A 17,027-nucleotide genomic window follows, 5' to 3' on the forward strand; every position below is an offset into this window, starting at 1 on the left:
CCCAATCGATTGGGTTTCGGATCCCCAAGCGAACAACCGGAGCTGAAATGAGCGTTACCGACTCCCACGTCGTGCTGCTGGCCACTGGAGGCACCATTTCGTCGCGTTCTTCCCTCGGCGGGGGCGCAGTCGCCTCCGATACCGGCGAGCAGGTGTTCAACGCCCTCGGTTCGCGCGTGTCCCATCCCGTCCGTGTGCTGGACGTGTTCCAGAAGGGGTCCTACCTCCTGACCTTCGAAGACATGCTCAGGATCTGCACCACCATCAAAGAAGTGCTCAAGGACCCCAAGGTCCTGGGTGTGGTGGTGACCCACGGGACGGACACCATGGAGGAGACCGCCTACCTCGCCGACCTGACCCATAGCGACCAGCGGCCGGTTGTTTTTACCGGCTCGCAACGCGCCGCCGACTCCGAAACTCCCGACGGGCCGGACAACCTGGCCCGCGCCATCGCCGTCGCGGGTTCGAAAGACGGAAAGGGAAAAGGTGTCATGGTGCACTTTGCGGGCACCGTCTTCCCGGCCGCCGGCGTCCGGAAGAGCCAGACTCTTCGGCTCAATGCCTTTGCGAACCCCGATTTCGGGGTACTTGGCCAAGTATCAGCCCAGGGAGAAGTTGCAATGGCGGGCAGTGGCAGCAGGCCGGAGGCCCTGTCCTTGCCCCGGCCGGACAGCGGCTCCCTGCGGGTGGACCTCGTTGCCGCCTATCCCGGCGCCGATTCCACCTTGATGCACGCCGCCCTTGCAGCGGGAGCGGCCGGCATCGTCCTGCAAGGTACCGGAAGCGGCAATGCCAACCCCAGCCTCTGCTCCGAGGTCGCCGCCGCGGTGGCGTCCGGCGTCGTGGTGGTCACCAGCACCCGCGTGGACGCCGGACCCGTGGTCCCGATCTATGGGGCCGGAGGCGGCGGCGAGGACCTGCGCGCGGCCGGGGCCATCGGATCGGGCCATCTGCGGCCGTCACAGTCGCTGATCCTGCTCAACCTCCTGCTCAGGCTCAACCTCAACCGGGAGCAGATCACCGAGATCTTCGCCCAACGAGGGAGGCCTCCTGAACCTTCCACCTGACACCCAAGAACACCCCCGGTTATACGTAATTGAAAGGAAAATTTCATGGCTAAGGACATTCAAGTCGCCTTCGGCGTGGACGTTGACGCAGTGGCGGGCATGCTCGGCTCCTATGGAGGCGAGGACTCCCCCTGTGACATCTCCCGGGGCCTTTTCAGCGGCGAAGTCGGGGGACCCCGGCTGATCCGGTTGTTCCAGAAATACAACCTCCCGGCAACCTGGTTCGTACCGGGCCACTCGATCGAGACCTTCCCCGAACTGACGCAGATGATTGTGGATGCCGGACACGAAATCGGCGTCCACGGGTACTCGCACGAAAACCCGATCGCCATGACCCGGGAACAGGAGACCGCCATCCTGGACCGCTCGATCGAACTGATCGAGAAGGTTTCCGGGCGCAGGCCCACGGGTTATGTGGCGCCGTGGTGGGAATTCTCGCCTGTCACCAACGAAATCCTCCTTGAACGGGGCATCAAGTACGACCACTCCCTCATGCACCGGGATTTCGAACCGTACTACGTCCGGGTAGGCGACTCATGGAAAAAGATCGACTACACCAAGGACGCCGAAACATGGATGGAGCCGCTGGTGCGCGGGCAGGAAACGGACCTGGTGGAGATACCGGCCAACTGGTACCTCGATGACCTGCCTCCCATGATGTTCATCAAGGCAGCGCCGAACTCACACGGATTCGTCAATCCCCGCGACATCGAACAGATGTGGCGGGACCAGTTCGACTGGGTCTACCGCGAAATGGACCAGGCCGTCTTCACCATGACCATCCACCCGGACGTCTCGGGCCGCCCCCAGGTGCTGCTCATGCTCGAGCGCCTCATCGAACACATCAACTCCCACGAGGGTGTCAGCTGGCTGACTTTCGACGAGATCGCTGACTCCTTCCTTTCCCGCAGCCCCCGTAAGGACAACAAGTCATGACCGTACAAGAACCGGCTGTAGACCTGTCGCAGCCCCGCCCTGACGAGAAGCGCCGCTTCCCGGTCTTTTCCAAGCGCAACACCACCACCGCTACCGTCCTTGCCCTCCTGGCCTGGACCGTGGCCGTCTTCGACTACGGCTTGTTCGGCACCCTGCTGCCAGCCATGCAGGAGGAGTTCGGCTGGTCCGCCACGGAAGCGTACGCAATCAATACGTGGATCGCCGTCGGCACCGCCATCGTCTGCTTTGGCATCGGGCCCGTCATCGACAGGCTGGGCCGCCGCAAGGGCATGATGACCACCATTGGTGGAACCGCGATCGTTTCCGGCCTCACGGCGCTCATTCCCACGGGCATCCCGTTCTTAAGCAACGCCATGCTGGTGGTGGTCCGTTCCTTCGGCGGGCTCGGATTCTCCGAGCAGGCCGTGAACGCCACCTACATGAACGAGGTTTACCAGGTCACCGAAGTGGCCGACAAGCGTAAGCGCCCCGGCTTCCACTACTCCTTCATCCAGGGCGGATGGCCGCTGGGGTTCCTGCTGGCCAGCGCCCTCGCACTGGCCTTCCTGCCCTCCCTCGGCTGGCGCGCCCTGTACCTGATGGCCACCATTCCTGCCGCTGTCATCGTCTGGGTCATCGCCCGCAAGCTCAAGGAAACGCCCCAGTTCGAACTGCACCACAAGCTGACCGAGCTTGAAAAGAGCGGCAAGACGGCGGACGCGCACTCATTGGCCCACGCGTACGGCGTCGAGCACTCCTCGGCAGCACCGCTCAAGCGCATCTGGGAGCCACACCTGCGCCGGAACACCATCGTGTTCTCGTTCGCATGGATCGTGAACTTCTTCGGCATCACCATCTTCAGCGTCCTGGGCAGCTCGGTGCTGAAGAACGCCAAGGGCGTGGAACTCTCCGACGCCTTCTGGATGCTGATCATCATCAACCTGCTCGCGTACTTCGGCTACGTCTTCCACGGCTGGCTCGGTGACAAGATCGGCCGCAAGCGGACCATTATCGGCGGCTGGATTCTCTCCGGCATCTCCTTCGCGATCATGCTCAGCCCGATCGCTACCGACGCGTTCATGATCATCCTCACCTACGGTGCCGGACTGTTCTTCCTGGTTGGACCCTATGCTGCCATCCAGTACTTCATGGCCGAGTGCTACCCGGTGAGCTGCCGGGCAACCGGAACTGCTTTCATCGGTGCCATGAGCCAGCCGGGAACCATCCTCGGCGGCGCCATCTTCACGGCCATAGCTGCCGGGGCCGGTACCGGCGCCGCTGCCCTCTGGGTCGGTGCCCTCGGCACCTTGGTCTCCGGACTCCTGATGATCGCCGCCAAGCCCCCCGTTGAAGCCCTCCTGGAGGACCACCCCCATGACGTCCCGTAACAAAGTAGCCATCATCACCGGTGCCGCCAGCGGAATCGGCCGCGCCCTCGCAGTCCACTACGCCCGCCAGGGAGTGGTGTCAGTCATCGGCACCTTCCCCGGCGACCCCCACGACCCGGAGGAAACCCTCCGCCTGGTCAAGGAGGCCAGCGGTGAGGCGGTGATCCACGAAGTGGACGTCCGCACCACCGCGTCCGTGGACGCCCTGGCCCAGCGGGCCGTGGACGAGTACGGCCGGCTGGACTACGCCATCGCCAACGCCGGGATCCTCCGCAATTCCCCGCTGGGGGAGATGACGGACGAGCGCTGGCACGACATGCTCAACGTGGACCTCACCGGCGTGCTGCGCACGCTGCGCGCCGGGGCGGAGAGAATGACCGACGGCGGCGCGCTGGTTGCGGTCTCGTCCATCGCCGGCGGGGTGTACGGGTGGGAGGAACACGCCCACTATGCCGCCGCCAAGGCAGGCGTCCTGGGCCTGATCCGCAGCGTGGCCGTGGAACTCGGCCCGCGGCAGATCCGCGCCAACGCGGTGATCCCCGGCCTGATCGAAACCCCGCAGTCCCTGGATCCGGTGAATTCACTGGGGCCCGAGGGGCTGCAGCGGGCCGGGAAGGACATCCCCTGGGGCCGGGTGGGAACACCGGAGGAAGTGGCCAGCGTGATTGGGTTCCTCACTTCCGACGAGTCCCGCTACATCACGGGGCAGGCGCTGGTGGTCGACGGCGGCCTCACCGTGAAGATGCGCGCCTGACAGCGCGCCGAGAAGGAAAGGACACCATGAACACATCGACTCATGTTGCTGACCAGGCCTCCGGAAACGCTCAAGCCGGGAACGGCCGCGGGGTGGTTGTCACCGGCGGTTCCAGCGGGATCGGCAAAGCCATCGCCGATGCCTTCCTGGCCAACGGGGACCGGGTGGCTGTGCTGGACCGGGCCGGAGGGGACGGCGCCATCCGCGTGGATGTTGCAGATGAAGCCAGCGTGCGGGCGGCCTTCGCTGAAGCCCGGGACAGGCTGGGCGGCATCGACGTCCTCGTCAACAGCGCGGGCCTGCTGACGGAGTCTCCGCTGGAGGACATGTCCCTGGCCATGTGGAATGAGACCCTCACGGTGGACCTGACCGGTGTGTTCCTGTGCTGCCGGGAGGTGGTGGCGGAGATGCGGCAAAAGAAATGGGGCCGCATCATCAACATCGCCTCCCAGCTGGCCATAAAGGGCGGCATGGGGCTGACCCATTACAGTGCGGCCAAGGCCGGCGTGGTGGGGCTTTCCAAGGCTCTTGCCCTGGAAACGGCGGCGGACAATGTCCTGGTCAACTGCATCGCCCCGGGGCCGATTGAGACGCCCCTGGTGGAGGGCATCTCGGAAAGCTGGAAGGCCGCGAAACGTGCCGAGCTGCCGCTGCGGCGCTTTGGGACGCCGGCGGAAGTGGCCCCTGCCGCAGTGCTGCTGGCCAGCGACCCGGGCGGAAACCTGTTTGTGGGACAGACGTTGGGGCCCAACTCCGGCGACGTCATGCCGTAAGGAAGGGGACGACATGTGCGGGGCCTGTGGAAGGACTACCGTCGACGACCCTGCCCTGGGACCGGTGCGGACCTTGCGGCAACACCTGATCGTGGCAGGCACGGTCAACGCGGTCTGCACCGGCCTCCCGGGTGCCCCGAAGGTGACTGCACTCAAGGACGGCTGGATGATGACCGGCCCCGCGGGGTTCTCCGCGCAGTGCCAGACTCTCGAAGAACTGTGGGTTGCTGTGCTCGGGTGCTTCACCGACGCGTCGGTTTTGGACCGCCTGCGCAGACGCCGGCAGGCGTACGCGGCTGATCCAGCCAATGCGGGCCTGCCGGCGCGCGCGGCTGGGATGCCGCCGGACCCGGCGGCATCCAATTACTTCCAAGGAGACTTTGAATGACTGATTACACCCCGCTCTGGTCACCCATCCGGATTGGTTCCACGCAGCTGGACAACCGGGTAGCCCTGGCTCCCATGACAAGGATCAGCGCAACGGAGGACGGGCATGCCACGGAAAGAATGGCCTCCTACTACCGGACGTTCGCGCGCGGAGGTTTCGGGCTGCTGATCACGGAAGGCATCTATCCGGACACCGCCCACAGCCAGGGCTACCACTACCAGCCGGGCATCGCTACAGAGGAGCAGGCCCGGTCCTGGGCGAAAGTCGTCGACGGCGTCCACGCGGCGGGCTCTAAGATCTTCGCCCAGCTGATGCATGCGGGGGCGCAGAGCCAGGGGAACAGGTTTGTGACTTCCTCAGTGGGACCATCGGCGGTGGCACCGAAGGGGGAGCAGCTGGGGTTCTACCGCGGAGAAGGCCCGTATCCCGTTCCTTCGGAGATCACCGAGTCCCAAATGAGAGAGGTCCGGGATGGCTTCGTCACGGCCGCGCTGCACGCCCAGCAGGCCGGCTTCGACGGCGTCGAGATCCATGGTGCCAACGGGTACCTGCTGGACCAGTTCCTCACGGACTACCTGAACCAGCGCGACGACCACTACGGCGGCTCACCGGAAAACAGGGTGCGCTTCGCCGCTGAGATCTGCCGCGACGTCCGCGAGGCGGTTGGCCCGGGCATGACGGTGGGGATCCGTATCTCCCAGTCCAAGGTCAGCGACAATGACCACAAGTGGAGCGGAGGAGTGGAAGAAGCCGAAGTCATTTTCACCACCCTGGGCGCTACGGGAATTGATTTTGTCCACACCACCGAATACCGCGCCACCGAGCCCGCGTTCGCGGACGCTGAGGAAACCCTCGCTGCGCTGGCCAAGCAGTACTCGGGCGTGCCCGTGATCGCGAACGGCAAGCTCGACGATCCGGACACCGCCGTGTCCATGCTGGCGGAGGGCTCAGCGGACGTCGTTGCGCTGGGCAAAGCCGCGCTGGCCAACCGGAACTGGCCGCACCTTGTCCGCAACAATCTGGAATTCGACGAACTCGACCCTTCCGTTTTCGCTCCTTTTGCAGATGTCAAGGACTGGGAACTGGAGGATCCGGCCTAACCAGAGTTGCCATCACCCCGCCACCGCATTGGGCTGGTGGCGGGGTGGAAACCTCCGGGGAGCCGGGCAGGGCCTCCAACACGCTGGTTGCCTTTGGGCCCGACGGCGGCCCGCTGGCTGTCTACCGGAAGGTCCACCTTAGGTGGATCCGATGGGGGTTGTTGAGGCTGACCTTGGGCTGGAGCCCTGTGTGCGGACGGTGGAGGTGTCGCTGGAGACGGTGGACCGGGCGCGGGAGAAATGCGCTCGTTGGGCGGCTACGTGATGCTGGCGCCGAGGTAGGGGATGACGTAGCCCACCATATGTGCCTGACGTAAACGTGAGCCTTCCCACGTTATTTTGAGTGGCTCGGGATAAGCCGTAACCTTAGGTACAGGCCGGCGTAGCCCTTGAGTACCGCACCGGTGAACATACCCGGGCCAGCGGGGCAAGCGACGCGACGCCCAACCGCCCTCCTGCTTGAGCGGCACAAGAACCTGTATGGCCCTCATCCCGAAACCACGGAGAACCCATGACTTTGCTGACCGAACGCCCCGCAACCTCCTCATCCACCACCGAAACCACCCTCAAGAACGGTACCGGGATCACTCTCGCTGACACCGCGGTGCGCGGCGGCAGCTACGTGACTCTCCGCGCCGGCAGCGTCCCCGTCGGCGTCGAGGGCAGCTATGTCACCGTCGCTGGCGGCCGAAACCTGCCCCCCGTCACCCGTGGCAGCTATGTCACAGTAGACGGCACTCCCGTTGTTGCTGCCAGCGTCATCGAGGGCAGCTACGTAACACTTCCAACGGCGGCCTAGAGTCCCAGCGCCCTGCGTGGGATAGCACCACCACGGGCCTAAAAGGAGGCCGACGACGACACCGGGTGTCGTCATCGGCCTCCTTTTTTCGTGCCTTCAACGATACGAGCTCCGTCCCCCACCGACCACGAAGAGCCGCCTTAGGCCAGCGCAATCCCTCTCTCACTTCTCTCGAGAGAGTGAGAGAGCATCCTTAGGTTGGAAGCTGCAGCCTGGATTCTGGATTAGATGCCGGGGCGCTCAGCTAGTCAGAGCTTTGCGTCGTGCAGGGATCTGTGCCGCTGCGAACATGAGGATCTCCTGGCCGGCCATAATTCCTGAAGAAGAAGTCACGTCGAGATGCGGAAGGTGGAAGGCGGCCATGTCCAGTTCGCCATGACGGGGCCTGATTGCGGAATCGGCGAGATGCAGCATGCCGGCGTCCAGCAGTGAATCGCCGGCCGCCACCAACATGTCGACGGGGTGCCGGCGTCGAATTTCCGCCAGGGCCGCCTCTTTGCTGACCGGAGACGGCACGCAGTAAAGCTTTCTGCCCTGCAGAGAAGTGGTCCATCCGCGTTCCTGGCACCATCCCGATAGGTCCTCCAGATAGTTGGCTGACAGTTCGTCGCGGTTCACGATGGAGTACACGAAGACGTCCTCGGCAACTCGGCCCCGCAGGATCGCCGGGGGCCTGGTGGCGCCCAGGACGTAGTCGTGTACCTCCTGCAAGGGGGCGCAATTAGCATGGACGGAGGCTCGGATGAGATCGGTCCATGCAGGATCCGGGACTCCGTGGTGTAGGAGGACTGCCCCGTTCGTCGTTACCGCGTAGCCTCGGTCCCTCCCGGGTATATTCACGCGGCCAAATTGCTGCACTGTTCGCGTCGTGACCGGAACGAAGATGGCATCGTGTACGAGCCGTTCGAGCACATCCCAAGCTGTGCGCGTCATGAAAGATAACGGCGCTCCCTCATAAACTTCAGCTACGACCAGCGAAGGTGTAGAGCTGTCAGAAGACTGGAGAGCCATGGAATTGGACGAGTAGATGAGCGTTCGGTCAAGATCACATGCCACCATCATCGAGGACTTGCCGGTGGAGGACTGTGCGAGGTCAATTCCGTTGGCCAGTGTGGTCACAGTGCTGCCGCCTTCTTCTCAGTCCCGGCCGTTGGAGCCGTACCATGCAGGGGATGGATCAGACCCACACACGTATACGGGAGGTCTTCCACGTAGACAACCTCCACGCCCCTGAGTCTGGCCAGCAGGAGGACGTGCTGCACGTCTTCACTCGAGGCTGACCGCACCAGGATCTTCCAGGGGACGCGGCGCAGGAGCACGCGTGTGGTTTCGCCCACCCCCGGTTTCACGAGGTTTGTGTTGTTAAGCCCGAATTCCTTACTGATTCGCTCCACGGCCGCCAATCCTGACCAGTCCGCTGGCCGAGGGCCGGCATCTTCCCCTGAGGCTCTTGCCGCGGTCGTAAGAACGGAGTGTTGGACCTCGGTGAACCGCTCGGACACAATGTCGAGGAAGGCGCCGGAGACGTCCTTGGCTGCCAGCTGGCGGTAGTACTTTGCCCCATGGAAGTCATTGGGGAAGATGAGGTTTCGGTTGAAGACAGTGCGTGAGACAAGGCCGGATACAGTCGAGTTCAGGCAGGCCGACGGAATCAGGAAATCGTCCCGGGTGCCGAATATTTCCGTGCAGTGCCCAGGATCGGCGAGCACCGCAAGTTCCGGGCTGAAGCGTGCTCCGTCCGTGCGCGCAAAGGATTCGACGGCGGTCGCAAGCTCACGGGCGATCGCGCCTTTGCCGGTCCATCCGTCCACGAACATAACTTGTTCTGGCCGGTAGTGGCTGGCCAGGTAGCTCAGTGCCGTCTGGTCAATGCCAACACCCCGCACGATGCTCGCCGTGTAATGGGGGAGTTCGAGGCCGTGAATTTGCTTGGCCCAGCGCTTCATCAGAATTCCGACCGGTGTGCCCGCCCGTGCCAGGGATACGAGAACGGGAGTGCCATCCCGGAGCGCTATTACCTGTTCGGTTACGGTGCCGACGGCGTGCGCCACCCGTGCCGCTGACCTGGACAGGGCTTCCTTGTACAGTTCCTCGTACTCACGTGAGGGTTCATATTCCTCGGGCAGCGATTCTGCGTAATTGGCTCGGCCTGACTGGATGGCAGCCTCCCGTTCAGCGGTAGGGGCTTCCAGTTCGGCGAAGCTGAGGTCCTTGATCAGCCACTGCACTTCGCCTGCCTGGTACGAACCAAAGGAGGGCCCCTGACCTGGTGTCGGGAAAGGCCGCTCCGAGCTCAGGAGTACCACCTGCACGCTGGCGCCCGTTCTGGACGCAGCCTCTGCGATGCTCTCAGAGCCGATCAAGGCAGTTTCTGGCGTTCCTGGTTCGGCCATCACGACCACTTGGTCAAACCGCTGCCCGGGGTGATTGAAGTTGTAGGCAAAGCGCCTTCCGGGACCATCCGCGGTGACGTCGTGGCTGTTGAAGGTCACCACCGAGCGGACCGGATACCCTGGTCCGTCAATCACGGCGATGGGGGAGCGGGTGCTGGTGGAGTAGCGGACCGCCACCCCGGGCAGCCTGTCCTGCAGGGCGGCAGCCGTGGCCAACGGCAGGGCCATAAACTCCTCGGTGGCCAGCACCAGAAGGCTGCCGGCGGCCGGCGTCACCGCGGCCAGTTCCTCTGCAATGCGTTCGGCGACGGCGGCCGATTCGGGCCGCGAGTTGATTCCGAACCGGGCGCTCCGGACGGGGTTTACCCGGCGGGTGAGGTCCAGGACTGACACGTCCCCGCTGCTGGGCGCACCGACAGGCCCTACCCCCGACTGACTCACCAGCAGGGCTGCCTTGGCCGGCAGGTCGTCGGGCAAAGCAATGTCGCCGTTCGCAAGGCTCACAACGGTGATCCTGCAGTCCAGCTCGACAGCCAAGTCGTCCAGCCGGATCCGGTCGGCTGCTAATCGCAAATCGATTAGTGAAGCAACAACGTAATGCTGGTGCGGGGCTGCCTGATGGAGAGCGCAGATTGTATTGATAATGGTTGCACCGGTGGTGAGTTCGTCGTCGACCAGAACGATGGTGCCTGCGCCGCTGAGGGCTGCATGCCGGGTGGGGAAAAGCTGATGCGACGTGGCATGGGAGTGGGATTCCTCGAAGGCCACGTAGGGGCGCACCGAGTCGGCACCGTCCACCGCATGGCGGGTGGAGTGGATGTAGTAGGAACCCAGAGAATCGGCCACCAGCTGACCCAGCCCTGTGGCGGTCTCTGCGTAGCCCATGGTGGCAACGTCCGGAAGGGCCGGCTGGCCGCGAAGGTCCCGGCAGAGTTCAGCGATTGCCGCGCTCCGGCCAGCGCGTGCTGCTGTTGGTTCCCCCGCCAGAAGGTCTTCGAACCGGGACGCAGCGTCCTGAACGAGGGTATTCGTAAGCGGGCTAAGGGCGTCGCGCACCAGCAACCCCAGCAACAGGCCTGCTGCCGTTGCGATTCCCGGCTCTGTGGGTACGTGTTTTGCCAGAACCCGCGAGACCAACAGGTGGGCCCGCTTGGGGTTGCGGCGCAAGGCCAGGCCAACCAGCGACGTGACCGGCAAGAGACTGGGCACCGAGCCGGGGGAGACCGCCAATCCCCACTCAGCGAAGCTTCCGGCGGGATCGGGATAGAGGGATTCTGCGACTGTCATTTCATACTCGCTTCTAAGAGCTCCGCGAAACTGATTCCGGGGTTTGCCACCCCGAAGGCTCTGGCCCGCAGCAGGATCCGTTCAGCCCACGAACGGTGCGGCTTGTGTTCGTTCATTTTGTTTCGGTAGGAAGAGGCTTGGACCCCGCCGGAATGACCAGCAGCGATATCGGTCGCATCCAGGTATTCCTCATGGCTGACAACTGACATCGAGTGCACCACTGGGACATGGCTTGGATGGATTACGGTCTTGCCCAGCAACCCGTTGGCCTGATCGAGCTCGATCTCACGAATTAAGCCGTCGAGGTTAGCCAGCAGCAGGCGCTGGCGCAGGGCCTCCTCATCGAGGTTAATGAACGGCGTCGCCCGCAGGAGGGGGCGCAGGACCCGCTCCTTATTGGAGAAGTGCTCCCAGACGGGTCCGGTGATGACCCAGCTGTTCCCTGTCCGGCCGAAGACGTTCACGACGTCGCCGATGACGTTGGCCACTACATTGACGTGGTAGATGGTCAGGTCCCGTGAACGGCGGAGCCCAAAAGCGCCAGACATGTCCGTGGCTCCGATCCGGATGCACAGGACCAGGTCCTGGTTCGCGTTGATCACGGCCAGTGCGTTCTGCAGGGCTGCCGTCCGTGTCTCCACATAAGTGGTGACGGGGTCTTCGATGATAGGCATAGCCAAGAGTGGCGAAAGTCCGCCGTCCGCCTCGATTCGGCCGGCCTCGCGGTTCAGCCGGCGCAGCGCCTCGAAAAAAGACCGCCCCCGGCCTGTTTCGTCCTCAAATTTGGGCAGCACGAAACCCGCCACAACGCCGAGCGAGGACCCCGCCCGCCGGCCGACGTCGAGCAGTTGCTCCGGGGTCCGGCACCTGATGAACAGGAGCGGGAGTGCTGTGCTGTCTTGCTGGCTGGCAAGTTCAGCCAGCGCTTCGAGGAGGATTGTTTCAGCGCGGGCGACATCGTCATCAGCGACGGAGTCTTCCAGGCAGAGGACGAAGCTGATGCAGCCGTGTTCGGTCTGCTTGAGCACCCCCTTCGCCAGACCCGGCCGGTTCGCGGGAGAGTAGAGGGTGGCACCGAGGGCGACGGCGAGGAGGCCGGGGTCGGAATTGCGTGTCAGTTCTTCGGGTGGCGAGAGAAACAGCCGCCCGCGTTCGGACTGGCTCAAAGATTTGAAGTGTCGCATTCATCCCCAAAATTTGGCTCAAAAAATGTTAGCGGCGGCCAGTGTGCACGCTGGTGGGAGTGGTCATGGTGAAGCCGAAGGCAGCCCAGATGGCTTCGTCGTTTACGGCCTCGACGTACTCCGCACGAAGCTCAAGGAGGCTGTCAATGCGGGCGATGTACAACACCGCGCGTTTGCCGTCAGAGGCTTTGGGGGAAACCGCCAATGCCGATTCCCCAAAAAGGCTGACGACCAGAGGCTCCTCCTGTGCTATGAATATCGCGCGCCGGAGACGTTTGACGTGTCTGAGGGCGATCGCGGCGGAGCCGTCATGGAATGCCACCAGGTTTCTGTTTCCGACAGTGGGGCTGGCGACACCGGCCCTCTCACCCCGCGCATTTTCAGCGCCTGTCAGCTGGTCGATATCCTCCCAGGCGGTTGACCGCGGGCCGTGGACCAAGAGCGTCCCGATGCCGGACTGCCGTGCATTCAGGCGCACGACGGGAGCGCCCTCAGCCAGTTGGCGGCTCTCCGTGAAACTCGGTGCACTGAAAAGGCGTGCGGAGTCGCGGACAGGTGCCAGCAAGGGTGGGCGCGCCCCCCTCTCTGCGGAAGGTCCGCTGCCTGATCGGGGGCGTTCCAGGCTGAGGCCCGACGACGACGCAGCGCTGAGTGGGCGATCCGTGTGGTTTGCGAGGGGTGCTTCCTGAACGCGGTTCCGGGCCGTCACACTGTGGGTACTTGTCGGCCTGATACGGCGGGAAATGTAGGTGATATCGGGACGTGGGCGTCGCGCTTGATGGTCCATGTCAGAGCGCTAGCTTGTAGTCGGCAGCCACACCGGAAAGCCCGTTCTGGTAGCCCTGGCCAATGGCCCGGAACTTCCAGCCGCCGCTGTGTCGGTAGAGTTCCCCGAACAACATGGCCTTGACCTGCATCTGATTTCCCAACGGAATATCAAACCGAAGAAGTTCGCGGTTGGTTTCGTCCGCCAACCGCACGTAGGAGTTTTTCACGGGGCCGAAGTTCCCTGGACCACGAAGATCGGGATCCACATAGACGACAAAGGCTATTTTCCGCACAGCCTCAGGAACATTGGCCAGGTCCACGTCGATTTGTTCCTGGTCGTCAGCGCCGACGAATTCCATGCTCCCCTCGGGAGTCGCGAGCTGGTTGAAGAACACTAGATGGTCGTCGGAGAGGGCCAGCCCGTCTTGCCCGCACATGATGGCCATCGGGACAAGCTCGGCCTGGGGTCCGAGACTTTGCGTTATGGTCCACCCGAATGCCACCAGTACTTTGCGAAGACCAGGGTTCTCGCCTGTCAATGCAGCATTGCCGCCAGGGATCATTGACGCCACTACTGTCCTTCCAAATGGAGGCTGCCCAAATCGAACTTGTCCTGGAGGAATCTCCCGTGAATGGCCAGTTCGGTAGCTGCACCGCTGCGGACTTGCTGATTCAGATTGAGGACTGTGGAATGCAAAGTTGCCAGCTGCGCAAGCAGTGTAGTCGTCTCGCCTGAACCGCCCACGCGGGACGATTTGGGAAGCATCAGGTACGTCCTCAGTGACGTGGGCAGGTAATCGCTGATGATTGCACCCGCGAGAACCACCTGCTCCGTGGAGGCATCGGTCTGTTGCATGTGGGCCACCAAAGGCGCGAGAAGGTCATCGATTTGTCGGAACTGCGAGTAGATAAGAGTGGGCAGCTCGCCGCCTGCGCGCCGGATTTCGGTGCGGAGGGCGTCTAGTGAGGCTCGGTTGGTACCCAGATCTATGACGTTCTGGTCGAGCACGGGCGCGGGCCCCTGTTCAGCGTCGGAGTTGCGTGAAGCAGCGGCGCTGAACAGGGACCCTATGAACTTACCGACCATTTTTCTGCTGGATTTTTCGTGACAGCAACTTTAGTTGCCCTCTTGCTGGCGGACGCGCTCCAAGTAGGGTTTGGCGCGCTCAAGGCCGGACTCAAGGGCACGGACGGTGCCCTCCATGTTCTTGTTGGCCTGCGAGCGGAAGGTATCGATGGCATCCATGGTCTCGAAGACATTGTCGAACGCCTTCTGGAGCGTCTCAACACTCACCCCGGAGGTCGCAGCCTGTTGGTGAATCCGGCCGGTCTGATCCTTCAACATCTGACTGGTATTGAGAATCATGTTGTTGGTTGTGGTGTTGATGGCGTCGATCTGGTCGAGGACCATCTTTTGATTGGCCAACGCCTGTGCCACGATCACGGCGGTGCGCAGAGCCGAGATGGTGGTGGTCCTGGCCCGTTCCACGCCCTTGATGAGCTCGGTGTTGTTCTTGCGGATCATGTCGATGGCCAGGTACCCCTGAACCGACACGGCCAGCTGGGTCAGGATGTCTTGGTGGCGCTGGCGGATGGGGAACAGCACGTCAGAGTCGAGCTTGTTCGCTTCCTCGATCTGGCCGGCCATCTTCATGGAGCTGATTTTGTCGGAAGTGGCCGCGTCCAAAGCTTTGGCAAAAACGGCGTACTCGCTCAGGCCCTGCATCGTTTCCCAAAGATTGGTCTTCTCCTGGGCGAGGCTGGCGTTGTCCTTGAGAAGCTCGTCCTGCCCGGACATCAGGGACTTGATGATCTTGTTCAGCTGTGTTTGCGCCGACTCGTACTTTTGAAAGTACTTGGTTAGCTTGTTACCGCCGGGAATGATACCCAGGATTTTGCGGCCCACACTCAGGTCTGCACCATTGGGAGTGAGATCCTCGACAGTTGTACGCAACTCGCCCAGCGTGGAAGCCACCTGAATCTGTGCGTTGTTCCCCGATTTCTTGGCGCCGGCAAGTGACGTCGAGGATCGCTCAAGCAGGCGACTTGAGGTATTCGAGGACGCCACGAGCTGTTCGCCGGCCAGGCGGTTGATGCCGTCGATCTTGCTCGAGTACTCGGGGCTATGGGGATTCATCTCGGCGATCTCCGCGATGAAGGCTTTGGCCTGGGCGTTGATTTCGGTCTGGCGTTCGGCTGGAACCGGTACCATACCCGGAGCTGCGTCTTCGTTTACGATTTCCGGGGCATCCGGCGCCTTCAATAGCAAGGCTGAGTCGGAAGCGTCCGGCGGTGTCAGTTGAATACTCATGTGTGGATCCCTGTCGTCAAGCGTATTAGCTAAGCTGAACGCCGTAGTCAGCGGCAACACCGGCGAGGCCTGATGCGTATCCCTGTCCCACAGCCTTGAACTTCCACTCGCCATTGTGGCGGTACAACTCTGAGAAGATCATGCAGGTTTCCGGGGCGGCATCTTCGCTGAGGTCGTAGCGGGCCACTTCAACGTCGGTTTCCTGATTCACGATCCGGCAGTAGGCTGCCCGTACTTGGCCGAAATTCTGACGCCGTTCCTCTGCCTGGTCGATGGACACTACGAAGACAATTCGGGAAACGTCGGTTGCCAGAGTGGAAAGGTCGACGGCGACGGTCTCGTCGTCTCCGTCGCCGTCGCCGGAGCGGTTATCACCCTTGTGAACGACGGTGCCGTCCGGCGTTGAAGCCTGGTTGTAGAAGATAAAGTCCGCCGAAGAACGAACCTTTCCGTCCTCGCCTAGCAGCAGTGCAGATGCATCGAGGTCAAAAGCGTCACCTGTCGTCGTGCGGGGGTCCCAGCCGAGTCCGACATGTACTTTTGTCAGCCCCGGGGCTGCCTTTGTCAGCGACAGATTAGCGCCCTTGGTCAGGGTGAGTCCGGCCATTATCCTGCTCCTTCGAGTTGCTTATTGCTTAGAAGCGGTCCGCTGCAGCCTTGGCTGCAGCGGACCGCAATTATCTAGTCGAGAACGATGCCGTAGTCAGATGCAATGCCTTGGAGGCCTGTGGCGTAGCCCTGTCCCACGGCACGGAACTTCCAGTCTCCGTTGTGCCGATAGATTTCCGCGAAGATCATGCAGGTCTCCGAGGCAGCGTCTTCGGTGAGGTCATAGCGAACAATCTCGTTATCGGTGTCCTCGTTCACCACCCGGCAGAAGGCGTCCCGCACCTGGCCAAAATTCTGGCCTCGGGCTTCTGCCTGGTCGATGGAAACGACGATGACAACCTTCTCAATTTCGGGTGAAACCGAGGCCAGATCAATCAGCACCTGCTCGTCGTCGCCCTCGCCCTCACCTGTGCGGTTGTCGCCTTGGTGGACAACGGCGCCGTCTTTGGAGGCCAGTTGGTTATAGAAGATGAAGTCGTCATTCGAGCGGACTTTTCCGGCTGCGGTGAGAAGCAGTGCCGAAGCGTCCAGATCGAACTGTTGTCCCGCCGTCGTGCGCGGGTCCCAGCCGAGGCCGATCATGGCCTTCCGCAGTCCGGGGTCGGCTTTGCTCAGGGAGAGGTTGCTTCCCTTGCTGAGGGTCAGGCTTGCCAATTGATCTCCTTAGGTGTTTGTACTAGAGGGCGGAAGCTGCGGGCTGTACGACGTCGTGGACTGTTTTTCCGTTCGCCGGGGCACCGATGGCTTGGAAGGTCCAGCCGCTAGCCCCACGAGAGAGTTTCGCCATGATCATTGCGGTATGGCGGCCGGATTCGGTGAGCTGGTATTTAGCGACCTCCGGGGAAGTGGACAGGGACTCATCGATGACGCGGCAGAAGGCGTTTTCCACCATGTCGAAGGTCTGTTGGCTGTAACTGGTAATGACGAAGACGATGTGCGCCACGTTCGGGGCGACGGAGCCCAGATCGACGGTGATGGATTCGTCGTCGCCGTCGCCGGCTCCGGTGAGGTTGTCACCGGTGTGTTTGATGGAACTGTCCTTGCTCTTCAGGTTGCCGAAGAACACGGCATCCAGCAGTTGTTTGTTGCTGTCGAACAGGATGGCCGAGGCGTCGAGATCAATTTCAACCGCTTTCGACCCGCCGAAGAAGCCCCGTTTGACGGGAACCGCCGAGTCCCAGCCCAGTCCCAGCCGGATCTTCGTTAGCGACTCCCCGTTTTGCTTGGTCAGCGACAGCGACTGGCCCTTAGTAAGAGTTAACCCCATTGT

General features: G+C 62.6%; 18 protein-coding genes. 8 read left to right on the top strand and 10 right to left on the bottom strand.

Annotated features, from left to right (window positions below):
* The first annotated feature begins 47 nt into the window (after positions 1-47).
* The 8 genes from FBY31_RS18930 (at position 48) to FBY31_RS18970 (ending at position 7,205) form a co-directional block, all read left to right on the top strand.
* Positions 48-1,067 carry an asparaginase gene (locus FBY31_RS18930; protein ID WP_142044111.1) on the top strand — a complete coding sequence of 340 codons (1,020 nt, stop codon included), beginning with the start codon at positions 48-50 and terminating at the stop codon, positions 1,065-1,067.
* 45 nt (positions 1,068-1,112) lie between these two features.
* A complete protein-coding gene (locus FBY31_RS18935; RefSeq protein WP_142044113.1) occupies positions 1,113-2,003 on the top strand; it encodes a polysaccharide deacetylase family protein in 891 nt (296 codons plus the stop codon).
* Entirely contained in the window at positions 2,000-3,391 is a 1,392-nt protein-coding gene (locus FBY31_RS18940) for an MFS transporter (protein WP_142044115.1), read from the top strand. The genes FBY31_RS18935 and FBY31_RS18940 overlap by 4 nt, the downstream gene beginning before the upstream one ends.
* Complete coding sequence (locus tag FBY31_RS18945) at positions 3,378-4,145, top strand: SDR family NAD(P)-dependent oxidoreductase (RefSeq protein ID WP_142044117.1); 768 nt, start codon at positions 3,378-3,380, stop codon at positions 4,143-4,145. The genes FBY31_RS18940 and FBY31_RS18945 overlap by 14 nt, the downstream gene beginning before the upstream one ends.
* A 26-nt stretch (positions 4,146-4,171) precedes the next feature.
* Positions 4,172-4,918, top strand: coding sequence for an SDR family NAD(P)-dependent oxidoreductase (locus tag FBY31_RS18950; protein ID WP_142044119.1), 747 nt, complete (start codon positions 4,172-4,174; stop codon positions 4,916-4,918).
* A 13-nt stretch (positions 4,919-4,931) separates the two neighbouring features.
* Complete coding sequence (locus FBY31_RS18955; protein ID WP_142044121.1) at positions 4,932-5,306, top strand: hypothetical protein; 375 nt, start codon at positions 4,932-4,934, stop codon at positions 5,304-5,306.
* Entirely contained in the window at positions 5,303-6,406 is a 1,104-nt protein-coding gene (locus FBY31_RS18960) for an oxidoreductase (protein ID WP_142044123.1), read from the top strand. Before FBY31_RS18955 ends, FBY31_RS18960 begins: the two co-directional genes overlap by 4 nt.
* 511 nt (positions 6,407-6,917) lie before the next feature.
* The gene (locus tag FBY31_RS18970) at positions 6,918-7,205 is read left to right on the top strand and encodes a hypothetical protein (protein ID WP_142044125.1); all 288 of its coding nucleotides are present in this window, start codon (positions 6,918-6,920) and stop codon (positions 7,203-7,205) included.
* A 240-nt stretch (positions 7,206-7,445) separates the two neighbouring features.
* Here FBY31_RS18970 and FBY31_RS18975 read toward each other — a convergent pair whose 3' ends face one another.
* The 10 genes from FBY31_RS18975 to FBY31_RS19020 all read right to left on the bottom strand — a co-directional run bounded on the left by FBY31_RS18975 (position 7,446) and on the right by FBY31_RS19020 (position 17,024).
* Positions 7,446-7,835 (bottom strand): hypothetical protein, encoded by a 390-nt coding sequence (locus tag FBY31_RS18975; RefSeq protein WP_142044127.1) that lies wholly within the window; start codon positions 7,833-7,835, stop codon positions 7,446-7,448.
* 485 nt (positions 7,836-8,320) lie between these two features.
* Positions 8,321-10,885, bottom strand: a complete 2,565-nt coding sequence (locus tag FBY31_RS18980; RefSeq protein ID WP_142044129.1) for a phosphoribosyltransferase domain-containing protein — start codon at positions 10,883-10,885, stop codon at positions 8,321-8,323.
* Complete coding sequence (locus tag FBY31_RS18985) at positions 10,882-12,051, bottom strand: HpcH/HpaI aldolase/citrate lyase family protein (protein ID WP_235013129.1); 1,170 nt, start codon at positions 12,049-12,051, stop codon at positions 10,882-10,884. The genes FBY31_RS18980 and FBY31_RS18985 overlap by 4 nt, the downstream gene beginning before the upstream one ends.
* Before the next feature lie 46 nt (positions 12,052-12,097).
* On the bottom strand, positions 12,098-12,547 hold the full coding sequence (locus tag FBY31_RS18990; protein WP_142044133.1) for a hypothetical protein: 450 nt from the start codon (positions 12,545-12,547) through the stop codon (positions 12,098-12,100).
* 310 nt (positions 12,548-12,857) lie between these two features.
* Positions 12,858-13,400: a TerD family protein gene (locus FBY31_RS18995; RefSeq protein WP_142044135.1), complete on the bottom strand. Its 543-nt coding sequence runs from the start codon at positions 13,398-13,400 to the stop codon at positions 12,858-12,860.
* Between the two features lie 8 nt (positions 13,401-13,408).
* Positions 13,409-13,924, bottom strand: a complete 516-nt coding sequence (locus FBY31_RS19000; protein ID WP_142044137.1) for a hypothetical protein — start codon at positions 13,922-13,924, stop codon at positions 13,409-13,411.
* A 30-nt stretch (positions 13,925-13,954) separates the two neighbouring features.
* Entirely contained in the window at positions 13,955-15,208 is a 1,254-nt protein-coding gene (locus FBY31_RS19005) for a toxic anion resistance protein (protein ID WP_235013130.1), read from the bottom strand.
* Positions 15,174-15,755 carry a TerD family protein gene (locus FBY31_RS19010; RefSeq protein ID WP_142044138.1) on the bottom strand — a complete coding sequence of 194 codons (582 nt, stop codon included), beginning with the start codon at positions 15,753-15,755 and terminating at the stop codon, positions 15,174-15,176. Before FBY31_RS19010 ends, FBY31_RS19005 begins: the two co-directional genes overlap by 35 nt.
* A gap of 74 nt (positions 15,756-15,829) precedes the next feature.
* Positions 15,830-16,411, bottom strand: coding sequence for a TerD family protein (locus FBY31_RS19015; RefSeq protein WP_142044140.1), 582 nt, complete (start codon positions 16,409-16,411; stop codon positions 15,830-15,832).
* 22 nt (positions 16,412-16,433) lie between these two features.
* On the bottom strand, positions 16,434-17,024 hold the full coding sequence (locus tag FBY31_RS19020) for a TerD family protein (RefSeq protein WP_142044142.1): 591 nt from the start codon (positions 17,022-17,024) through the stop codon (positions 16,434-16,436).
* Between the last annotated feature and the right edge of the window lie 3 nt (positions 17,025-17,027).

This window comes from Arthrobacter sp. SLBN-100, assembly GCF_006715305.1.
Lineage (GTDB): Bacteria > Actinomycetota > Actinomycetes > Actinomycetales > Micrococcaceae > Arthrobacter.

Coding starts and splice junctions, on each gene's coding strand:
- FBY31_RS18930 (WP_142044111.1), top strand. CDS start 48: ATGAGCGTTACCGACTCCCACGTCGTGCTGCTGGCCACTGGAGGCACC.
- FBY31_RS18935 (WP_142044113.1), top strand. CDS start 1,113: ATGGCTAAGGACATTCAAGTCGCCTTCGGCGTGGACGTTGACGCAGTG.
- FBY31_RS18940 (WP_142044115.1), top strand. CDS start 2,000: ATGACCGTACAAGAACCGGCTGTAGACCTGTCGCAGCCCCGCCCTGAC.
- FBY31_RS18945 (WP_142044117.1), top strand. CDS start 3,378: ATGACGTCCCGTAACAAAGTAGCCATCATCACCGGTGCCGCCAGCGGA.
- FBY31_RS18950 (WP_142044119.1), top strand. CDS start 4,172: ATGAACACATCGACTCATGTTGCTGACCAGGCCTCCGGAAACGCTCAA.
- FBY31_RS18955 (WP_142044121.1), top strand. CDS start 4,932: ATGTGCGGGGCCTGTGGAAGGACTACCGTCGACGACCCTGCCCTGGGA.
- FBY31_RS18960 (WP_142044123.1), top strand. CDS start 5,303: ATGACTGATTACACCCCGCTCTGGTCACCCATCCGGATTGGTTCCACG.
- FBY31_RS18970 (WP_142044125.1), top strand. CDS start 6,918: ATGACTTTGCTGACCGAACGCCCCGCAACCTCCTCATCCACCACCGAA.
- FBY31_RS18980 (WP_142044129.1), bottom strand. CDS start 10,885: ATGACAGTCGCAGAATCCCTCTATCCCGATCCCGCCGGAAGCTTCGCT.
- FBY31_RS18995 (WP_142044135.1), bottom strand. CDS start 13,400: ATGATCCCTGGCGGCAATGCTGCATTGACAGGCGAGAACCCTGGTCTT.
- FBY31_RS19000 (WP_142044137.1), bottom strand. CDS start 13,924: ATGGTCGGTAAGTTCATAGGGTCCCTGTTCAGCGCCGCTGCTTCACGC.
- FBY31_RS19010 (WP_142044138.1), bottom strand. CDS start 15,755: ATGGCCGGACTCACCCTGACCAAGGGCGCTAATCTGTCGCTGACAAAG.
- FBY31_RS19020 (WP_142044142.1), bottom strand. CDS start 17,024: ATGGGGTTAACTCTTACTAAGGGCCAGTCGCTGTCGCTGACCAAGCAA.